The organism is Coprococcus sp. AF19-8AC (assembly GCF_003603115.1).
In the GTDB taxonomy this organism is placed as follows: Bacteria; Bacillota; Clostridia; order Lachnospirales; family Lachnospiraceae; genus Coprococcus; species Coprococcus aceti.
In genome coordinates, this window is the sequence record NZ_QTMI01000001.1 from 831139 (window position 1) to 848912 (window position 17774).

General features: G+C 44.7%; 13 protein-coding genes. 1 reads left to right on the forward strand and 12 read right to left on the reverse strand.

Annotation, left to right across the window (positions count from 1 at the left end; all coding sequences use genetic code 11):
- Positions 1–2 precede the first annotated feature (2 nt).
- The 12 genes from DWX57_RS03780 to DWX57_RS03835 form a co-directional block, all read right to left on the reverse strand.
- Positions 3–1418: an acyl-CoA carboxylase subunit beta gene (locus DWX57_RS03780; protein ID WP_055273023.1), complete on the reverse strand. Its 1416-nt coding sequence runs from the start codon at positions 1416–1418 to the stop codon at positions 3–5.
- A gap of 240 nt (positions 1419–1658) precedes the next feature.
- Positions 1659–2183, reverse strand: a complete 525-nt coding sequence (gene pgsA / locus DWX57_RS03785) for a CDP-diacylglycerol--glycerol-3-phosphate 3-phosphatidyltransferase (RefSeq protein WP_015534884.1) — start codon at positions 2181–2183, stop codon at positions 1659–1661.
- Positions 2180–3493 carry a 30S ribosomal protein S12 methylthiotransferase RimO gene (gene rimO / locus DWX57_RS03790; protein WP_120123061.1) on the reverse strand — a complete coding sequence of 438 codons (1314 nt, stop codon included), beginning with the start codon at positions 3491–3493 and terminating at the stop codon, positions 2180–2182. Before rimO ends, pgsA begins: the two co-directional genes overlap by 4 nt.
- Positions 3494–3521: 28 nt before the next feature.
- Positions 3522–4364 carry a bifunctional methylenetetrahydrofolate dehydrogenase/methenyltetrahydrofolate cyclohydrolase FolD gene (gene folD, locus DWX57_RS03795; protein WP_120123062.1) on the reverse strand — a complete coding sequence of 281 codons (843 nt, stop codon included), beginning with the start codon at positions 4362–4364 and terminating at the stop codon, positions 3522–3524.
- A 12-nt stretch (positions 4365–4376) separates the two neighbouring features.
- Entirely contained in the window at positions 4377–6047 is a 1671-nt protein-coding gene (locus DWX57_RS03800; protein WP_117874238.1) for a formate--tetrahydrofolate ligase, read from the reverse strand.
- Between the two features lie 19 nt (positions 6048–6066).
- Entirely contained in the window at positions 6067–8964 is a 2898-nt protein-coding gene (locus DWX57_RS03805) for an FtsK/SpoIIIE family DNA translocase (RefSeq protein WP_120123063.1), read from the reverse strand.
- 21 nt (positions 8965–8985) lie between these two features.
- Entirely contained in the window at positions 8986–9867 is an 882-nt protein-coding gene (locus DWX57_RS03810; RefSeq protein WP_117549004.1) for an undecaprenyl-diphosphate phosphatase, read from the reverse strand.
- A 59-nt stretch (positions 9868–9926) separates the two neighbouring features.
- Positions 9927–10604 carry a ClpP family protease gene (locus tag DWX57_RS03815; protein ID WP_243106164.1) on the reverse strand — a complete coding sequence of 226 codons (678 nt, stop codon included), beginning with the start codon at positions 10602–10604 and terminating at the stop codon, positions 9927–9929.
- Between the two features lie 91 nt (positions 10605–10695).
- The gene (locus DWX57_RS03820) at positions 10696–13098 is read right to left on the reverse strand and encodes a GH36-type glycosyl hydrolase domain-containing protein (RefSeq protein ID WP_120123064.1); all 2403 of its coding nucleotides are present in this window, start codon (positions 13096–13098) and stop codon (positions 10696–10698) included.
- Positions 13099–13256: 158 nt separating this feature from the next.
- Positions 13257–15353 (reverse strand): polyribonucleotide nucleotidyltransferase, encoded by a 2097-nt coding sequence (locus tag DWX57_RS03825; protein WP_120123065.1) that lies wholly within the window; start codon positions 15351–15353, stop codon positions 13257–13259.
- A gap of 305 nt (positions 15354–15658) precedes the next feature.
- Positions 15659–15925: a 30S ribosomal protein S15 gene (rpsO, locus tag DWX57_RS03830; RefSeq protein ID WP_004851136.1), complete on the reverse strand. Its 267-nt coding sequence runs from the start codon at positions 15923–15925 to the stop codon at positions 15659–15661.
- Positions 15926–16053: 128 nt separating this feature from the next.
- On the reverse strand, positions 16054–16224 hold the full coding sequence (locus DWX57_RS03835) for a chorismate--pyruvate lyase (RefSeq protein WP_120123066.1): 171 nt from the start codon (positions 16222–16224) through the stop codon (positions 16054–16056).
- 286 nt (positions 16225–16510) lie between these two features.
- Here DWX57_RS03835 and aroC point away from each other — a divergent pair, with 286 nt between their 5' ends.
- Positions 16511–17608: a chorismate synthase gene (gene aroC, locus DWX57_RS03840; protein WP_022216531.1), complete on the forward strand. Its 1098-nt coding sequence runs from the start codon at positions 16511–16513 to the stop codon at positions 17606–17608.
- The last annotated feature ends 166 nt before the right edge of the window (positions 17609–17774 follow it).

Here is a 17774-nt window from a genome sequence, read left to right on the forward strand (position 1 = left end):
CTTTATATTGTTCCATGCTTCTTGAATGGTCTGTCCTCACTCTTTGAAAAAAGCATATCGAGTGCTGCTATAACTCTCTTTCTTGTTGCATCAGGCTCGATAATGTCATCCACATATCCTCTTCTTGCTGCTGAGAGAGCTCCTGAAAGCGCCTCTGTGTACTCTGCCTTCTTATCATTGATATAAGCAAGCTTGTCACCGGCTGCTGCGATCTCATCTTCATACATGATCTTTACAGCCATCTCTGGATCCATTGTTCCGATAACTGACTTAGGCCAAGCAAATACAACATCAGCTCCGATAGCCTTTGAACACATAACTGTGTAGGCTGTACCATATGCCTTGTCAAGCATAACAGTTACCTTTGGCACTGTTGCGTTGGCATAAGCGTAAGTAAGCTTTGCAACAGCCTTTGAGATAGTCTTCTCTTCCTTTACAGTTGCTGCAAATCCCTTGATGTTTACAAGTGTGACAACTGGGATGTTGAATGAATCACAAAGCTTTACGAAATCCTCTGCCTTATATGCACCGGCTGTTGTCATGACATCCTTCTGGTTTCCGACAACACCGACTGTCTCACCGTTAAGTCTGATAAATGCAGTAACAACGTCATCTGCAAAATCCTTCTTGAGCTCGAATACAAACTCATCATCAGTGATATCTGCTATAACAGCCTTCACATCCCCTGCCTTTGTAGCAAGATCTGGAATGATTCTGTTCACATCATCCTCACATACTGCGCAGTCGCCATCATCCTCATTGTTTGATGGAAGAAGACCTACCATAGTTCTCACTGCACCGAGAAGCTCTGCCTCTGTGTCGTATACTGCGTCAACATTTGCTGTGTTCTCTGCAACATAATCTGCTGCTGCAGTGTCAAGCTTCTCTGCACGGTTCTCATCCAGTGCATTTGGACTGTTAACAAAGAGCTTAGCTCCTTCCTTAGTCATGAATGTTACGTCTGTGAGATTAGGTATAAGTGCTGCACCACCACCGCATGTACCAAATATAGCTGTGATCTGTGGTATTACACCTGATGCAAGAGTCTGCTTCATGAATACCTCTCCAAATGCATTAAGAGCATCTGTAGCCTCCTGAAGTCTGAGTCCGGCACAATCGATCAGCCCGATAACAGGTGCACCCATCTTCATTGCCATGTCGTAAAGGTTTGCGATCTTCTTGGCATGCATCTCGCCTATAGAACCGCCGAGCACCTTTGCATCCTGGCTGTAAACATAAACTAAATTGCCATCGATCACTCCATAACCGGTTATTACGCCGTCTTTTGGAGTATCCTTGTCCTGAATGTTGAAATCTGTATTTCTAGCAGTTACATATGCGCCGATTTCAACAAAACTTGAGTCATCAAGTAACATTGAAATTCTGTCACTTGCTGACAAGCTTGGTGTGTTGCTCATTTTTAGCCCTCCGTTTAATTTATTTTAGGACTATATATAGTCCAATTTTCGCCGAGTATAATTGTAAAGCCTTTGTCGTCATATTTCAAGTAAAATCGAAAAAACCACCAAAGGTTTATCGGCGTTGTAAGCGATTATTTTTCAAAATAAAACAGGGAATCTGTGTAAAATATACCCTCAAACAAAAGTATACCCCAAATTCCCCGTTGAATTATAAAATCTGTTTTATTTTTTACTGTTTTAGTCCTTGAGAACTTCTCTGTTGTGATACAGATAATCTCCAAGAGATATAAGTGTCAGTGCAAGTGCAAGGTAGATGAGCACCTGATCAAAGATGTAGAACACCTTGAGATCAGCTATCAGAAATCCTACCATGATCATCTGAACCGTTGTCTTGATCTTTCCCCACCATCCGGCAGCAATAACAATTCCCTTTTCTGCCGCAATAAGTCTGAATCCGCTTATTATGAAATCACGCGCTATGATCACTATAACGATCCATGCTGGGATCCTGTTCAGATCCGACAGTGCTATGAGTGCCGAACATACCAGCAGCTTATCTGCCAGAGGATCCATGAATTTTCCAAAATTGGTGACCAGATTGTATTTTCTTGCAATCTTTCCGTCAAGCATATCTGTAAGTGATGCGGCTATGAATATTCCAAGTGCCACCCACTTCGACCATCCCGGTGACATATATAAAAACACGAGAAAGAATGGAATCATTATAGCTCTTAGTATTGTCAATTTGTTTGGTAAATTCATTCTACTATCACTCCTGTCAAGTCATATTCATTTGCCTCGGTTATCTTCACATCCACAAATGAACCGGATATCAATTCATATGGTGCGCTGACGAACACTATTCCGTCAACCCCCGGAGCATCTCTGTAGGTTCTTCCCACATATACATCATCGTCGACCAGATATCCCTCAATGAGAACCTTCTGGGTGCTTCCGATCATCTGCTGGTTCTTCTCATAGGAAATCTCCTGCTGAAGCTCCATGATCTCATCGCGCCACTTTACAGCCAGCTCTCCATCCACCTGATCCTCGTACTCCGCAGCCGGAGTGCCCTCCTCAGGCGAATAAGTGAATACTCCAAGCCTGTCAAACTCGCACTCGTCAACAAAGTCGACCAGACCATCGTGCAGTTCCTGTGTCTCACCTGGGAAACCAGATATGAGCGTGGTTCTGATGGTTATATCCGGCATGGCTGTCCTCAGTCTGCCGACAAGCTCCACAATGTCCTCTCTGCTGGTCCGTCTGCCCATTCTCTTAAGTATCGCATTCTCAGAATGCTGGATAGGTATATCGACATAATGGCAGATCTTCGGATTCGTGGCCATAACCTCTATTAGTTCATCTGTTATCTCCTCCGGATAACAGTACAGAAGTCTTATCCACTCTATGCCTTCTATCTCACTGAGTTTTGTGAGAAGCTCTGGAAGCTTCTTCTCACCATACAGATCAACTCCGTACAGCGTAGTCTCCTGTGCCACAAGGACAAGCTCCTTTATACCATCAGACGCAAGCTTTTCAGCGGATGCGATCAGGCTGTCCATCGGCATGCTTCTGTATCTGCCTCGTATGTGAGGTATTATACAATAAGTGCACAGTTTATTACAACCTTCTGCGATCTTAAAATACGCCATCGACGCATTTGTCGTTACTATTCTCTCGGCAATCGGCCTTGGAGTATAATTTATATCATCTACGATCGACTCCTCGTCGGTTCCTATTGCCTCAACTATCTTATCGTAATTGGTCGCACCAATAATGACATCGATCTCCGGAAGCTCCTTCATTATCTCGTCCTTGTATCTCTGGGACAGACATCCCGCAACGATAAGCTTTTTTAGTTTTCCGGTTTTCTTCAGTTCTCCCATCTCGATGATGGTGTTGATGCTTTCCTCTTTCGCATCGCTGATGAACGCACAGGTATTTACAACTACTACATCTGCCTCTGTCTCATCATTTGTAAGCTGGTGGCCGGCTTTGTTCAGCAAACCGAGCATGACCTCGCTGTCCACCAGATTTTTATCACAGCCTAGTGATATGAGTAATACTTTCATCTGTTCTCCAATAATTTTGCACTTGTTCTTAGTTTATATTTATTGATTCCACGCAGTTTGACATGAGCATGGCTATGGTCATAGGGCCGACTCCGCCAGGTACAGGAGTTATCGCTCCGGCAACCTCCTTGGCTGATTCAAAATCCACATCACCGCAGAGCTTATTATTCTCATTCCTGTGGATTCCCACATCTATAACTGTTGCGCCTTTCTTGATGTAAGATGCATCGATCATTTCTGGCTTTCCTATTGCCACCACGAGTATATCAGCACGTCTGCACACTTCCTTGAGATTCTTTGTTCTGGAATGGCACACGGTTACGGTTCCGTTCTCGCGGAGCAGCAGCATGCTCATAGGCTTGCCTACTATATTGCTTCTGCCGAGTACCACGCACTCCTTACCCTCTATCTCTATTCCTGATCTCTTGATGAGCTGGATAACTCCGGCTGGTGTACATGACACAAAGCCCGGCTGTCCTATGCTGAGCGCACCAACACTCATCGGATGGAAGCCGTCCACATCCTTCTTTGGAGATATGGTCTTTATGACCTTATCCTCATCTATATGCTTTGGAAGCGGGAGCTGTACAAGTATTCCGTTCACCTTGTCGTCAGAATTGAGCTTCTCTATAAGTGCAAGAAGCTCCTCCTCAGTTGTCTCCTCTGGGAGCTCGTATGACAGTGAACCTATTCCTATATACTCACATGCCTTCTTCTTGTTGCCAACATATACTGATGAAGCAGGATCATTGCCGACCTGAATAACAGCAAGGCATATCTCTACACCCTCTGCCTTAAGCCCTGCAACCTTCTCCTTGAGCTCATCCTTTATCTGTTTTGATATAACCTTACCATCTATAAGCTTATACATTTATCTGTCCTCCTAGAATAATCCGACGATCTTGCCGTCATCATCCACATAAATTCTCTCTGCAGCCGGAGCCTTTGGAAGTCCAGGCATGGTCATGATCGTTCCGGTAATCGCTACCACAAATCCTGCTCCTGCACTGACATAAACCTCACGGATATTTATATCGAATCCTGTAGGTCTTCCAAGCTTCTTTGGATCATCTGACAGAGAATACTGGTTCTTTGCCATACATACAGGGAAATTGCCGAAGCCCATCTCCTCGATCTTGGCGATGGCCTTGCTGGCCTCTGCGCTGTATGTAACACCATCCGCGCCATATATCTCTGTAGCGATACAATTTATCTTATCCTTTATTGAAAGGCTGTCATCGTAGAGCACCTTGAAGTTGCTCTTCTTGTTCTCCAGCGTGTTGAGCACCGCATTTGCAAGGTCTATACCGCCCTTGCCGCCCTGTTCCCATACATTTGCAAGAGCAAAATCACAGTCTCTGTCCTCGCAGAACTTCTTGACAAAGTCAAGCTCTGCCTGGCTGTCTGTGACAAATCTGTTCAGTGTAACAACAACAGGAACGCCATACTTCTGAAGATTCTCAATATGCTTTTCAAGGTTTACTATACCAGCCTTAAGCGCGTCGAGATTCTCCTCGCCGAGATCTGCCTTTGCAACTCCGCCATTGTACTTGAGTGCTCTTACTGTAGCAACCAGAACCACCGCATCCGGCTTAAGGTTGTTCATACGGCACTTGATATCAAAGAACTTCTCAGCTCCGAGATCTGCGCCAAATCCTGCCTCTGTTATTACATAATCTGCAAGCTTTAATGCTGTCTTTGTAGCCATTACACTGTTACATCCATGTGCTATATTTGCAAATGGTCCGCCGTGTACGATTGCCGGTGTATGCTCAAGTGTCTGGATAAGGTTTGGCTTGATGGCATCCTTTAAGAGCGCTGCCATAGCTCCTACAGCCTTGAGATCAGCCGCTGTCACAGGCTCATTGTCCATGTTGTATGCAACGATTATTCTGCCAAGTCTCTCCTGAAGATCCTTCATGTCACTTGCAAGACAGAGAATAGCCATGATCTCCGATGCAACTGTGATGACAAATCCGTCCTCTCTAGGCACTCCGTCGACACGCTTTCCAAGTCCGACAACTGTGTGTCTGAGAACTCTGTCGTTCATATCCATACATCTCTTGAACACTATTCTGTTCACATCTATTCTCAGTGCATTTCCCTGCTGGATATGGTTATCCATCATGGCTGCAAGGAGATTGTTTGCAGATGTTATAGCATGAAAATCTCCTGTAAAGTGGAGGTTGAGATCCTCCATAGGTACTACCTGTGCATATCCGCCGCCGGCTGCACCACCCTTGATTCCAAAACATGGTCCAAGTGATGGCTCACGAAGTGCGATAACCGCCTTCTTTCCAAGCTGTCCCATAGCCTCACCAAGTCCTACAGTGATTGTCGTCTTTCCCTCTCCTGCAGGTGTTGGATTGATGGCTGTAACGAGGATAAGCTTTCCGTTCTCGTTGCCCTCAACCTTCTTTATAAGCTCATCTGAGAGCTTTGCCTTATACTTTCCATAGAGATCGAGGTCATCCTCTGATATTCCGAGCTTTGCAGCAACCTCCCTTATGTGCTTCATCTCAGCCTTCTGTGCAATTTCAATGTCTGTCATCATAGCTCTTATCCTCCGCTTTTTATAAATTAGTGTCTATATATTCATCAAACTGTTCCTGAGTCATCAGGATCTTTCTGGCCTTTGTGCCCTCCTCCGGGCCAACTACTCCCGCGGCCATCAACTGATCCATGATCCTTGCGGCTCTGTTAAAGCCTATCTTGAACGTTCTCTGAAGCATACCTATAGAAGCTTTTTCTTTCTCTATAATGAATCTTCCCGCTTCCACGAAATATTCATCCTTATCACTGGCTGAAGCCCCACCTATCGCTGTGGCTCCTGATCCACCATTTCCGGATATCGATTTGGATATCTCCTCATCATATGTTCCCACGCCATTGTTCTTCTTGAGGAAATCAACAACCGCTGTAACCTCATCATCCGACACAAATGCGCCCTGTACTCTGACCGGCTTAGGATAGCCTGTCGGATAGAACAGCATATCTCCCTTTCCAAGAAGTTTCTCTGCTCCTACCATATCAAGTATGGTTCTGGAATCAACTCCCGACGAAACAGCAAATGCTATTCTCGATGGAACATTTGCCTTTATGAGACCTGTTATGACATCAACCGACGGTCTCTGTGTTGCTATGACAAGATGTATACCCGCCGCTCTGGCAAGCTGTGAAAGTCTGACTATTGCATCCTCGACCTCGCCGTGTGCAACCATCATAAGATCCGCAAGCTCATCCACTATAACCACTATCTGTGGCATCTTGGTCAGTTTCTCTCCATCGGCTCCTGCTATAACGGCATTTTCAATCTTGTCATTATATCCCTGTATATTACGTACACTGTGCTCAGCAAAAAGCTGGTATCTTCTGGTCATCTCCATAACTGCCCAGTTGAGTGCCCCTGCCGCCTTCTTTGGATCTGTTACGACCGGTATCAAAAGGTGTGGTATACCATTGTAACATGCAAGCTCAACCATCTTAGGATCTATCATGATGAGCTTAACCTCCTCCGGTGTGGCTTTGTACAGTATACTCATTATAAGTGTATTGATACACACTGATTTACCTGAACCTGTGGCTCCGGCGATCAGAAGATGTGGCATCTTGGCAATATCGGTTGCGATAACCTGTCCACTTATATCCTTACCAACCGCAAATGCCACTTTGGACTTGAGGTTCTTGAAATTATCTGATTCTATAAGCTCCCGGAACGCCACAATTGAGTTCTCCTTGTTAGGGACCTCTATTCCTATGGCTGCCTTGCCAGGTATCGGTGCCTCTATACGTATATCCGCAGCCGCAAGGTTGAGCTTTATGTCGTCCGCAAGGTTCAGTATCTTGCTGACCTTGACACCCTGCTCCGGCTGCATCTCAAATCTCGTTACAGCAGGACCGCAGCTATAGTTTGTTATGGTTACATTAACACCAAATGTCTCGAGGGTATTCTTAAGCTTGATGGCTGTCTCCCTGACATGGGCATCCCTGTTGGAATTGTTCGCCTTTTTAGGCTGGGACAGCAGATCTGCCGTTGGGAATTTATACTTTCTTCCCTCCTGATACTGCTTTGAGCTCTCAGTCTGTACCGCCGGCTTCTTTTTGCTTTGAGCCGCGGTATCCGTCTTCTCCTCCTCCGCAAATGCAGAGTCGTAGAGCGGATTGTAATCTGACACACTCTCTGGATGCATATTGCCATTTACCGCTCCCGCAAGGACATCCTCCGCATCATCAGTAAATGAAAGTATCTCTGCATCCTCCATATCAGTGTCCACAGCAGCCAGCTTTGGTTCTTCAGGAGTTACGACCATCGGCTTTCTTCTCTTCACAGGTGCAGGCTTCCGCACCGGTTTATGCACAGGATCCTCTCTGTCTATCTGAACTGGATTGACGATCTCCTCTCTGTCGGTCATGACGATCTTCTCTATATCATTGTTAAATTCATCGTAGGACATATCCACAGCGCCATCTCCAGGAGTGAGCTCGTGGACATCCTCCATGGCAAAGAAATCCCTGGCAGGCTCCCTCTCTACACCCTTCTGTGTCTTAGTCTTCCTTGGCTTAACCTGCGTTGCAGCAGTCCTGTCGGAAGCTCTGTCATCCTTGGTCTTATCGCTGCTGTACACATTGAGATTTGCCATCGATGGTCTCACTCTGCGAACCGGAGTATCATTTACATCATGTGAGTAATAACCATCGTCATATCTGTCACTTTGATACTCCTCATCTTCATACTGTTCGTCATCATCATTTTCTCTGCGCTCACGGATAGATGCTATGAAAAGTTTGATCTCGTCTATAACTGATATCTCCGTTATGAGAATGAACATGATAACCGCAGCTATAAATATTACTATGCACGCACCCGGAACTCCAAGCAGTGTCCTTATCGCAAAGAATATTCCTCCGCATATAACTCCTCCGCCTGATCTGTCCTTATACCCATCCATGTACAGAACCTTGACCGACTCAAAGGTCGATGAATATATAGCCTGAAATACCATGGACAACAGGATGAGCACAACGCCAAAATATACAACCTTTTTGACGATCTTTCTCCTGAAATCATTTGATATAAGATAGGCAGCCGACACAAACAGATATACCGGGAATATGTACTCGCTGAAACCGATTATTCCAAAGAAAAATCCCGATACGGTATCTCCCACTATTCCGCAGATCCTGAAGTTTGCAAGCAGCAGAAATACCGAAAATGCAAAGAGAACTATGAGTATGATCTCACTTCTCATCTGCTTCTGCCTAGCTAGTTCCTCTTCCCGGGCTTTGCGTTCTATGGCAGCCTTTGATCTGGCAGATGTTTTTTTCGATGCAGTATTCTTCTTCGCAGATGTCCTGTTATTTGATCCGCCTTTTGAAGAGTTCTTTGCCACAGTCTTTTTAGACGCAGCGTTTTTGGACGTGCCATTCCTTGATGTATTGTTCTTGTATGACTTTTTATTACCAGCAGCCATTTTCTACCTCTATTCTAAATCTTAAGCAACAAAATACCATATTACAGACACGATTCCCGCGATCATACAATATATGGAAAATCCCTTAAAATTCTTTTTCTTGACCGTATAAAGCATAAATTTTATACATATGTATCCGACAATGCCGGCAACGATCATACCAACTATGTAATTAACGACATCCGCCCCTGAGATTGATGCCTTAAACAGATCAGGTATCTCCAGTATGACAGCGCCAAGAACAGCCGGTATGGACATTATAAACGAATACTTTACTGTAAATTTTCTTGTGTAGCCGCACGCCATACCTGCAGTTATCGTACTTCCGGATCTGGATATTCCGGGAAGTGTGGCAACAGCCTGTGCCAGTCCAACAAATATGGCATTTCTGTATGTAGCCTTTGCCACACTTTTCTTACCAGCCGGCAGTCTGTCCGCAAAATACAGGATAACAGATGTTATACACAGACAGATACCCGGTATCAAAAGTGTATCTCCCGCATGTCCTATAGCTTTGTCAAATGGGACTGCGATCACCGTCGTCGTAAGAGTTGACACGAGTATGAGCATAACAAACTTTCTGTATGCCGTACACACAATCTTCCTATACGGATATATCTGTCCCTCCTTCGAGGTCTTGTTCTTTATGAAATTTACCAGATTGACACAGCAGTCTCCAACTATCTTGAGTCCCTCTATAACAAGCTTCTTTATATCTGCCCAGTAGACTATAAATATGGCAACCAGCGTGCCAAAATGGAGCAGTATGTCAAATAATATACCCGTATCGGTCTTCACTCCAAAAATATTCTTGAAAATAGCCAGATGTCCCGAACTGCTGACTGGAAGAAATTCTGTAGCTCCCTGTATTATTCCCATCAAAATTGCCTGTAATAAGCTCATGACCAACCTCCCTTGATCGATATTTATACAATATCCTATGGAATTTTACTATCATTTTCTTAATTAATCAAGTCATACAGCGTTTTTAAAGCCGCCGACATACCACCGATCCTGTCTATAACCCTTTTTTCGACAGCCTGTTTTCCTATCAGGACCGAGCCCACATCCTTGGTCAGCTCTGTCGTGTTAAACATAAGCTTCTCCAGTTCTTTCCTGTCTATAGATGAGTGATCCACTGTGAACTGTATGATCCTCTCCTGCATCTTCTCTATATATTCAAAGTTCTGCTTAACTCCAAGCACCGCCGTATTTGTCCTTATTGGATGAACTATCATCGTTGCGGTCGGCACTATAAAAGACACATTTCCCGACACCGCCAGAGGAACTCCTATGGAATGTCCGCCGCCAAGCACGATATTGACGACCGGCTTTGACAGGCTGGACAACATCTCAGATATGGCAAGTCCGGACTCAACATCGCCTCCGACCGTATTTATCAGAGTCAGGACTCCCTTTACATCTCCGCAGTTTTCTGCCTGGGCTATCACCGGAAGCAGCTTCTCGTAGCTTGTACTCTTCATACCGGCAGGAAGCTTGTCATGCCCCTCAATCTCTCCATATATTCCACATAACAGGATATAACCTCCACCTGGAACATCCATAACATGTATGTTGTCAGTGAGTTTTAACCTCTCAGCGATCGATACCGATTCCACTTCGCCTGCACCACCTTCCAACCCCGATCCACTCATTCCGCATCAGGGCAAAAATTAAGAAGGGCTGAGCCCTTCTTAACTTAATATGGTATAAATAATGTATTTATATTCATTACATTACAAGCACGATATCGTTTGTATCAGCAAGCTTGTCAGCAGGGATATAATTGGCCTCAAGTTTCTCACCATTTAATGTGAGGCTCTGGAAACCGCTCTCATGTCCATCAGGATTCTGAACCTTGATTGAGAGCTTCTTACCCCTGAACATCTTCTCGATCTCAAACTCCTTCCAGTCTGATGGGACTGAAGGCGCGATCTTGATTCCGCCAAAGTCTGGTCTCATACCCATGATACCCTCAACGCAGCCAACCATACATGTGGATGCTGTACCTGTAAGCCAGTGTACATGAGCGCGACCCTCAAATGGACTTCCAACAGACTCTGTGAACTGTCCATGGCAGTATGGCTCAAGCTTTCTGATCTCTGCCTTATCATTCATGGATGCAGGAGAGCTCTCGTTGAAATACTCAAACGCTCTGTTTCCATGTCCCATGAGCGCCTCGGCAAGTATTATCCAGCCCTGTGGCTGTGAGAATATACCCGCATTCTCCTTTGTTCCTGCATTGAACAGAAGCATGAGTGCTCCGTCAAATGCATGCTCTCTGTATGGTGGGAACATAAGTCTCACACCGTACTCTGTGTTAAGCTCCCTGTGAACAGACTCAAGGGCAATCTCAGACTGCTTTCTTGTGGCAAGTCCGCTTATAACTGCCCATGACTGAGGATTCAGCCACATGCTTGCCTCAGGATCATTCTTTGAACCGATGACCTGTCCGCCTTCCTTGTATCCACGGATGAATCTGTCATCCTCCCAGCACTTCTCCTGAATGGTCTCACCCATCTTGTACTGAATGCTGTTGATGTAATCTATGTACTCTGCATCATCCTTCATCTCAGCAAAATACTTGATAACTGTCATCGCATAGTAGAGCTGCATTGCAACAAATGTTGACTCGCCTCTCTTTCCAAGTCTCAGACAGTCATTCCAGTCTGCCCAGAGTCCTGCCGGCATACCATTATCTCCAAGTCTGTTCATGGAGAAATCTATCGCTCTCTTAAGATGCTCATAAACTGTACCCTCATCCTTGTTGGCAAATGGAATAACCTCGTCTATGAAGTCAAGGTTGCCTGACTCAGCAATATACTTATATACAGTTGGGAACAGCCAAAGTGCGTCGTCTGCACGGTATGCAGGATGTCCTGTCTCCTGTACATATGATGGATCATCCGGTGTATCCTCATGACCTGCGTTATGTGTGAACTTTACAAGTGGGAGTCCACCGCCGTTGTCAACCTGTGCTGACAGCATGAATCTGATCTTCTCAAGAGCCATCTCAGGTGCAAGGTGGATAACGCCCTGGATATCCTGAACTGTATCTCTGTATCCATATCCGTTTCTCAGACCACAGTATGAGAACGATGCAGCTCTTGACCATATGAATGTCATGAAACACTGGTATGCATTCCATGTATTTACCATGTTGTTGAATGAATCACTAGGTGTGTGCACCTGGAAGTTGTTGAGCTTTGAATGCCAATACTCGATCAGCTCGTCAAGCTCCTTCTGACATGCTGCGGCAGGATCTGCGTATCCGGCTATGACAGCATTTGCAGCGTCATTGTCCTTCATTCCGACTATGAATGCAAAATCCTTTGACTCGCCCGGAGCAAGTGTGAACTTTGTCTGGAGTCCACCGCAGGCATTGCTGTTGTAGTTGAGCTTGTTGCCAAGATCTCCATTTATAACTCCGATCGGATTGCCGTAGCCGTGATATCTTCCAAGGAACTCCTCCTTGTCACCACAGTATGATGCAACATCACTTCCGGCAAGTGCAAAGAATCTTCTGTTTGCCTTACTTCCATTGATCTCAGCCTTCTCAACATTCTCATTGATGACCTGAAGGATCTTGTTGTTATCCATGAAATATGTTCTGGTTATGAACAGTGTATACTGGAGATTTACCTGATCCTGCTCATAATTGCAGTCATTGGTAAACTCACAGTATCCGATAGCTGAAAGGTTACGAGGCTTATCAGAGTTGTTGGTAACTCTCACCTTCCACACTTCATGTGTCTTGTTAAGTGGAACATAATACAGCACCTCTGACTTGATATCAGAATAATCTGCATACATCTTTGTATATGCCGTTCCATGGTGACATTCACTCTTATACACATCAAGACTCTTGCCTACCGGCTGCCATGATGCTGACCAGTAATCCTTTGTGTCATCATCGCGAAGATATACATATCTTCCAGGCTGATCAAAGCTGTTAAATATGTATCTCAGTATTCTTCCGTTTGCTCCTGACTTCTCAAAGCTGTAGCCTCCTGCGTTGTTGGAGATTATAGCTCCGTATTCCGGTGAACCAAGGTAGTTTGCCCAAGGTGCCGGGGTGTCTGGTCTGTCAATTACATACTCTTTGTTCTGTTCGTCAAAATAACCGTATCTCATATGTTCCCCCTTAAATCTGCATTTATTTTTTAGTTTGTTCATGTATGCCTTTATTTACTACAATGCCCCGGAACCGGCCATATGACAGACCGGCTTCGAGACATCAAATTTACCCTTATAAAAAATATCCTTATTATAGTTTAGCTCAGAACTGTTATTTACTGTACATCCTTGAGACTCAGGCTTATTCTTCCTGCTCTCTCGTCGATCTTGATGACCTTAACGTCAACCTCATCACCTACATTTACAACATCCTCAACCTTTGCAACTCTCTTGTCTGAAAGCTTTGAGATGTGGATGAGTCCATCCTTGTTAGGTGCAAGCGATACGATAGCTCCACAGTCGATAACTTTTACAACCTTACCATGGTAGTTCTTGCCAACCTCAAGAGGCTCTACGATCATGTTGATCATCTCGATAGCCTTGTCCATACCTGCCTGCTCTACGCCACAGATAAAGATTCTTCCCTCATCATCGATATCAATCTTAACACCTGTCTCCTCTATGATAGTGTTGATAGTCTTACCTCTCTGTCCGATAACCTCACCGATCTTCTCTGGATCTATCTTGATCTGCTTGATCTTTGGCGCGAACTCATTGACCGTTGGTCTTGGAGCTGCGATGGCCGGCTTCATACATGTCTCCATGATGAAGAGTCTTGCCTCACGTGTTCTTGCGATAGCCTCCTCAACGATAGGTCTTGTAAGTCCGTGAATCTTGATATCCATCTGGATAGCTGTGATACCCTCTGTTGTACCTGTTACCTTGAAGTCCATATCTCCGAAGAAGTCCTCAAGTCCCTGGATATCTGTGAGTACGATGTAATCGTCGTCTGTATCACCTGTTACAAGTCCGCATGAGATTCCGGCAACCATAGCCTTGATAGGAACACCGGCAGCCATGAGTGACATACATGATGAACATGTTGATGCCATTGATGTTGAACCATTTGACTCAAATGTCTCTGATACGGTTCTGATCGCATATGGGAACTCTTCCTCACTTGGAAGTACAGGAAGAAGTGCTCTCTCAGCAAGTGCACCGTGTCCAATCTCTCTACGTCCAGGTCCTCTTGAAACCTTTGTCTCTCCTACTGAGTATGAAGGGAAGTTGTAGTGGTGCATATATCTCTTGGATGTAACGTTCTCGTCAAGTCCGTCAACTCTCTGGATCTCAGAAAGTGGAGCAAGTGTACATACGTTACAGATCTGTGTCTGTCCTCTTGTAAACATAGCTGAGCCGTGGACTCTAGGAATGATGTCAACCTCAGCAGCAAGTGGTCTGATCTGGTTGATAGCTCGTCCATCAGGTCTCTTGTGATCCTTGAGGATCATCTTTCTTACTGTCTTCTTCTGATACTGGTATATAGCGTCTGGAAGGACTGCAAGCCACTCCTCGTTGTCTGCAAATGCCTCCTCAAGCTTCTCTGTGATCTGTCTGATGTTCTCCTCACGAACCTGCTTCTCGTCTGAGAATACAGCCTCCTCCATAGCCTCTGGAGGAACGATCTCCTTGATCGCTGCAAAGAGCTCCTCTGGAACTGCACAGCTTACATATGAATGCTTTGGCTTTCCAACCTCAGCTACTATCTCATTGATAAATGCGATGATGTCCTGGTTGATATCATGAGCCATGTAGATAGCTTCGATCATCTTAGCCTCAGGTACAATATTTGCACCGGCCTCGATCATGATAACCTTCTGTGATGTAGATGCAACTGTGAGCTTCAGATCACCCTCATCCCACTGCTTCTGTGTTGGGTTGATGATGAACTCTCCGTCGATGAGACCTACCTGTGTCATGGCACATGGTCCGTCAAATGGAACGTCTGATATACATGTTGCGATAGATGATCCGAGCATTGCAACCAGCTCCGGTCTGCACTCTGGATCTACTGACATAACAAGGTTGTTGAGTGTTACGTCATTTCTATAATCCTTAGGGAAAAGAGGTCTCATAGGTCTGTCGATTACTCGTGATGTGAGGACAGCGTTCTCTGATGCCTTACCCTCTCTCTTATTGAATCCTCCAGGTATCTTTCCTACTGAATATAACTTCTCCTCATACTCTACTGAAAGTGGGAAGAAATCGATTCCGTCTCTTGGCTTCTCTGAAGCTGTACATGTTGAAAGCACTGTTGTGTCACCGTACTTGATAAATGCAGCACCATTTGCCTGTGCAGCTACTCTGTTGATATCAACAGTGAGCATTCTGCCAGCGATCTCTTTCTGGTATCTCTTGAATTCCTTACTCATCTCAAAATCTCCTTGATTTAATATTTATTTGTATTGTGGAAGACGTCGAAACAACTATAAAAAACACCATGTCTTATAACCTTTTTGCCATCTTTCACCGATGATCCATGATATTCTTTATAGAAGTCTCGATATGTCATTCCACAATCTTTTAAATTTTATCATACGAATATAAAAAATACAATATCCAAACGCCTCTGTTTACACTATTTGATACCATAAAAATGTGTCCGGGCAAATAAAAAGGAATCATGCGTGTACACATGATTCCCATAATTGTTATTGTATTAAGGCTCGAATAGAAATTACTTTCTAAGTCCAAGGCTCTCGATGAGCTTTCTGTATGCCTCGATATCCTTGCTCTTGAGGTATGCAAGAAGGTTTCTTCTCTGACCAACCATCTTAAGAAGACCACGGTTTGAGTGATGATCCTTTGGATTAGCCTTGAAATGTCCGTTGAGATCGTTGATTCTTGCTGTAAGAAGTGCGATCTGAACCTCTGTTGAACCTGTGTCGTTTGCATCCTTGCCGTACTTAGCTACGATTTCCTGCTTCTGCTCTTTTGTTATCATAATAACAATCCTCCTATAAAATAATATACATGACTGACACCGGGCAAAAGGCCTAGAGGTGTCCTCAAACTAAGTGTCAGTTGACCTTGTGTAGGATAACATATGTGTCTGGTTTTGTAAAGAGGAAATTAATCCGCAATTTCATACTGCAAAAATGCATAGTGCAGCCTTGTTCCTTCCGCTATACTTTCCGGAAGCAGCGCCCTTGCAACGAGCTTTGTCTCACCGTCAAGATCATTCTCATCAGCAAGATTTGCGTAATCTCCGTCTATCGATTTTACTATATAATATTTCTCCATTTTCTTGACCACCTTATGTCCGGCTGTGCTTTCAGCCGTGTTCTTTCATTCATTTCATAGATATTTTAATATATAACATATTTCATTACAACCCCGGCCGGTAATATTCCCGGTTTGACATTCACCTTATACGCTTTCACACTTTACAGCATCCCAACTTATTTCTTGTTATCACAAACTTATCTATGCTATAATAGTGCGCGCGGACATTTGCGCTGCAGGATTCTGCAGTTCATTTGCCGAATAGAGAGCGGCAGGTTTCGCCGCATTTGAAAGGAGATATATTATGGCAGGTTCCACCATAGGAAATAAATTTACCATCACCACATGGGGAGAATCCCACGGAAAGGCTCTGGGAGTTGTCGTTGACGGCTGCCCTGCCGGTCTTCCACTGTGTGAGGAAGATATACAGGTATTTCTGGATCGCAGAAAACCCGGATTTTCACAGTTCTCAACGCCTAGAAAGGAATCCGATACCATAGAGATACTGTCAGGAATTTTCGAGGGAAAGACAACCGGAACTCCTATATCCATGATGGTGAGAAATACATCCCAGCGCTCCGGGGATTACGGAGATATCGCCACATATTACAGACCAGGCCACGCAGATTATACATTTGATGAAAAATATGGCTTCAGGGATTACAGAGGCGGCGGCCGTTCATCGGGACGAGAGACCATCGGCAGAGTTGCAGCCGGTGCGATCGCCTCAAAGATACTGAAGGAACTCGGTATCACCATAACTACCTACGTATCTTCCATCGGTGATGTACATATAGACAGGAACAATTTTGACGCTGACTATATACTTAAGAACGACCTCAACATGCCGGACCCGGATGCCTACGAGAAGGCATCAATCCTTCTTCAAGACTGCATGGCGGAGAACGATTCCATAGGCTCTGGTGTTGAATGTATCGTGCATGGAATGCCGGCAGGTATCGGTGAACCGGTATTTGACAAACTGGATGCATGCCTCGCAAAGGCAGTTATGTCCATCGGAGCTGTGAAAGCTGTCGAGATTGGCGACGGCACCGAGGTATCCACTGCAAGAGGCTCATATAACAATGATGCATTTGTCATGAACGGTTATAACGTAGACAAGGAGACCAATCACGCCGGAGGTATTCTCGGCGGAATGAGCGATGGTTCAGACATAATCATCAAGGCGCATTTCAAGCCGACCCCATCCATCGCATCCACACAGAAAACCGTTAACAAGTCCAGGGATAACATAGAGGTCTCGATCAGAGGCCGCCACGATCCTATCATTGGGCCGAGAGCTGTTGTGGTCGTCGAGGCCATGACCGCCCTGACGATCCTTGATCTTATATTTGAGAATATGTCATCCAGAATGGACAAGATAATTGACTTTTATAAGTAATTGTCAAACAAACTGAAAATTGCGGCAAACAATAATGCGATAAAATGTAAGTAATAAAAAACAGATGTGATATGATCCAGGGTGATTCCTCAAATCATGCCACATCTGTTTTTTATTTATCTATCTTATTTTTCAATCCATCATTTATTCAGTCCATCATTCTGAC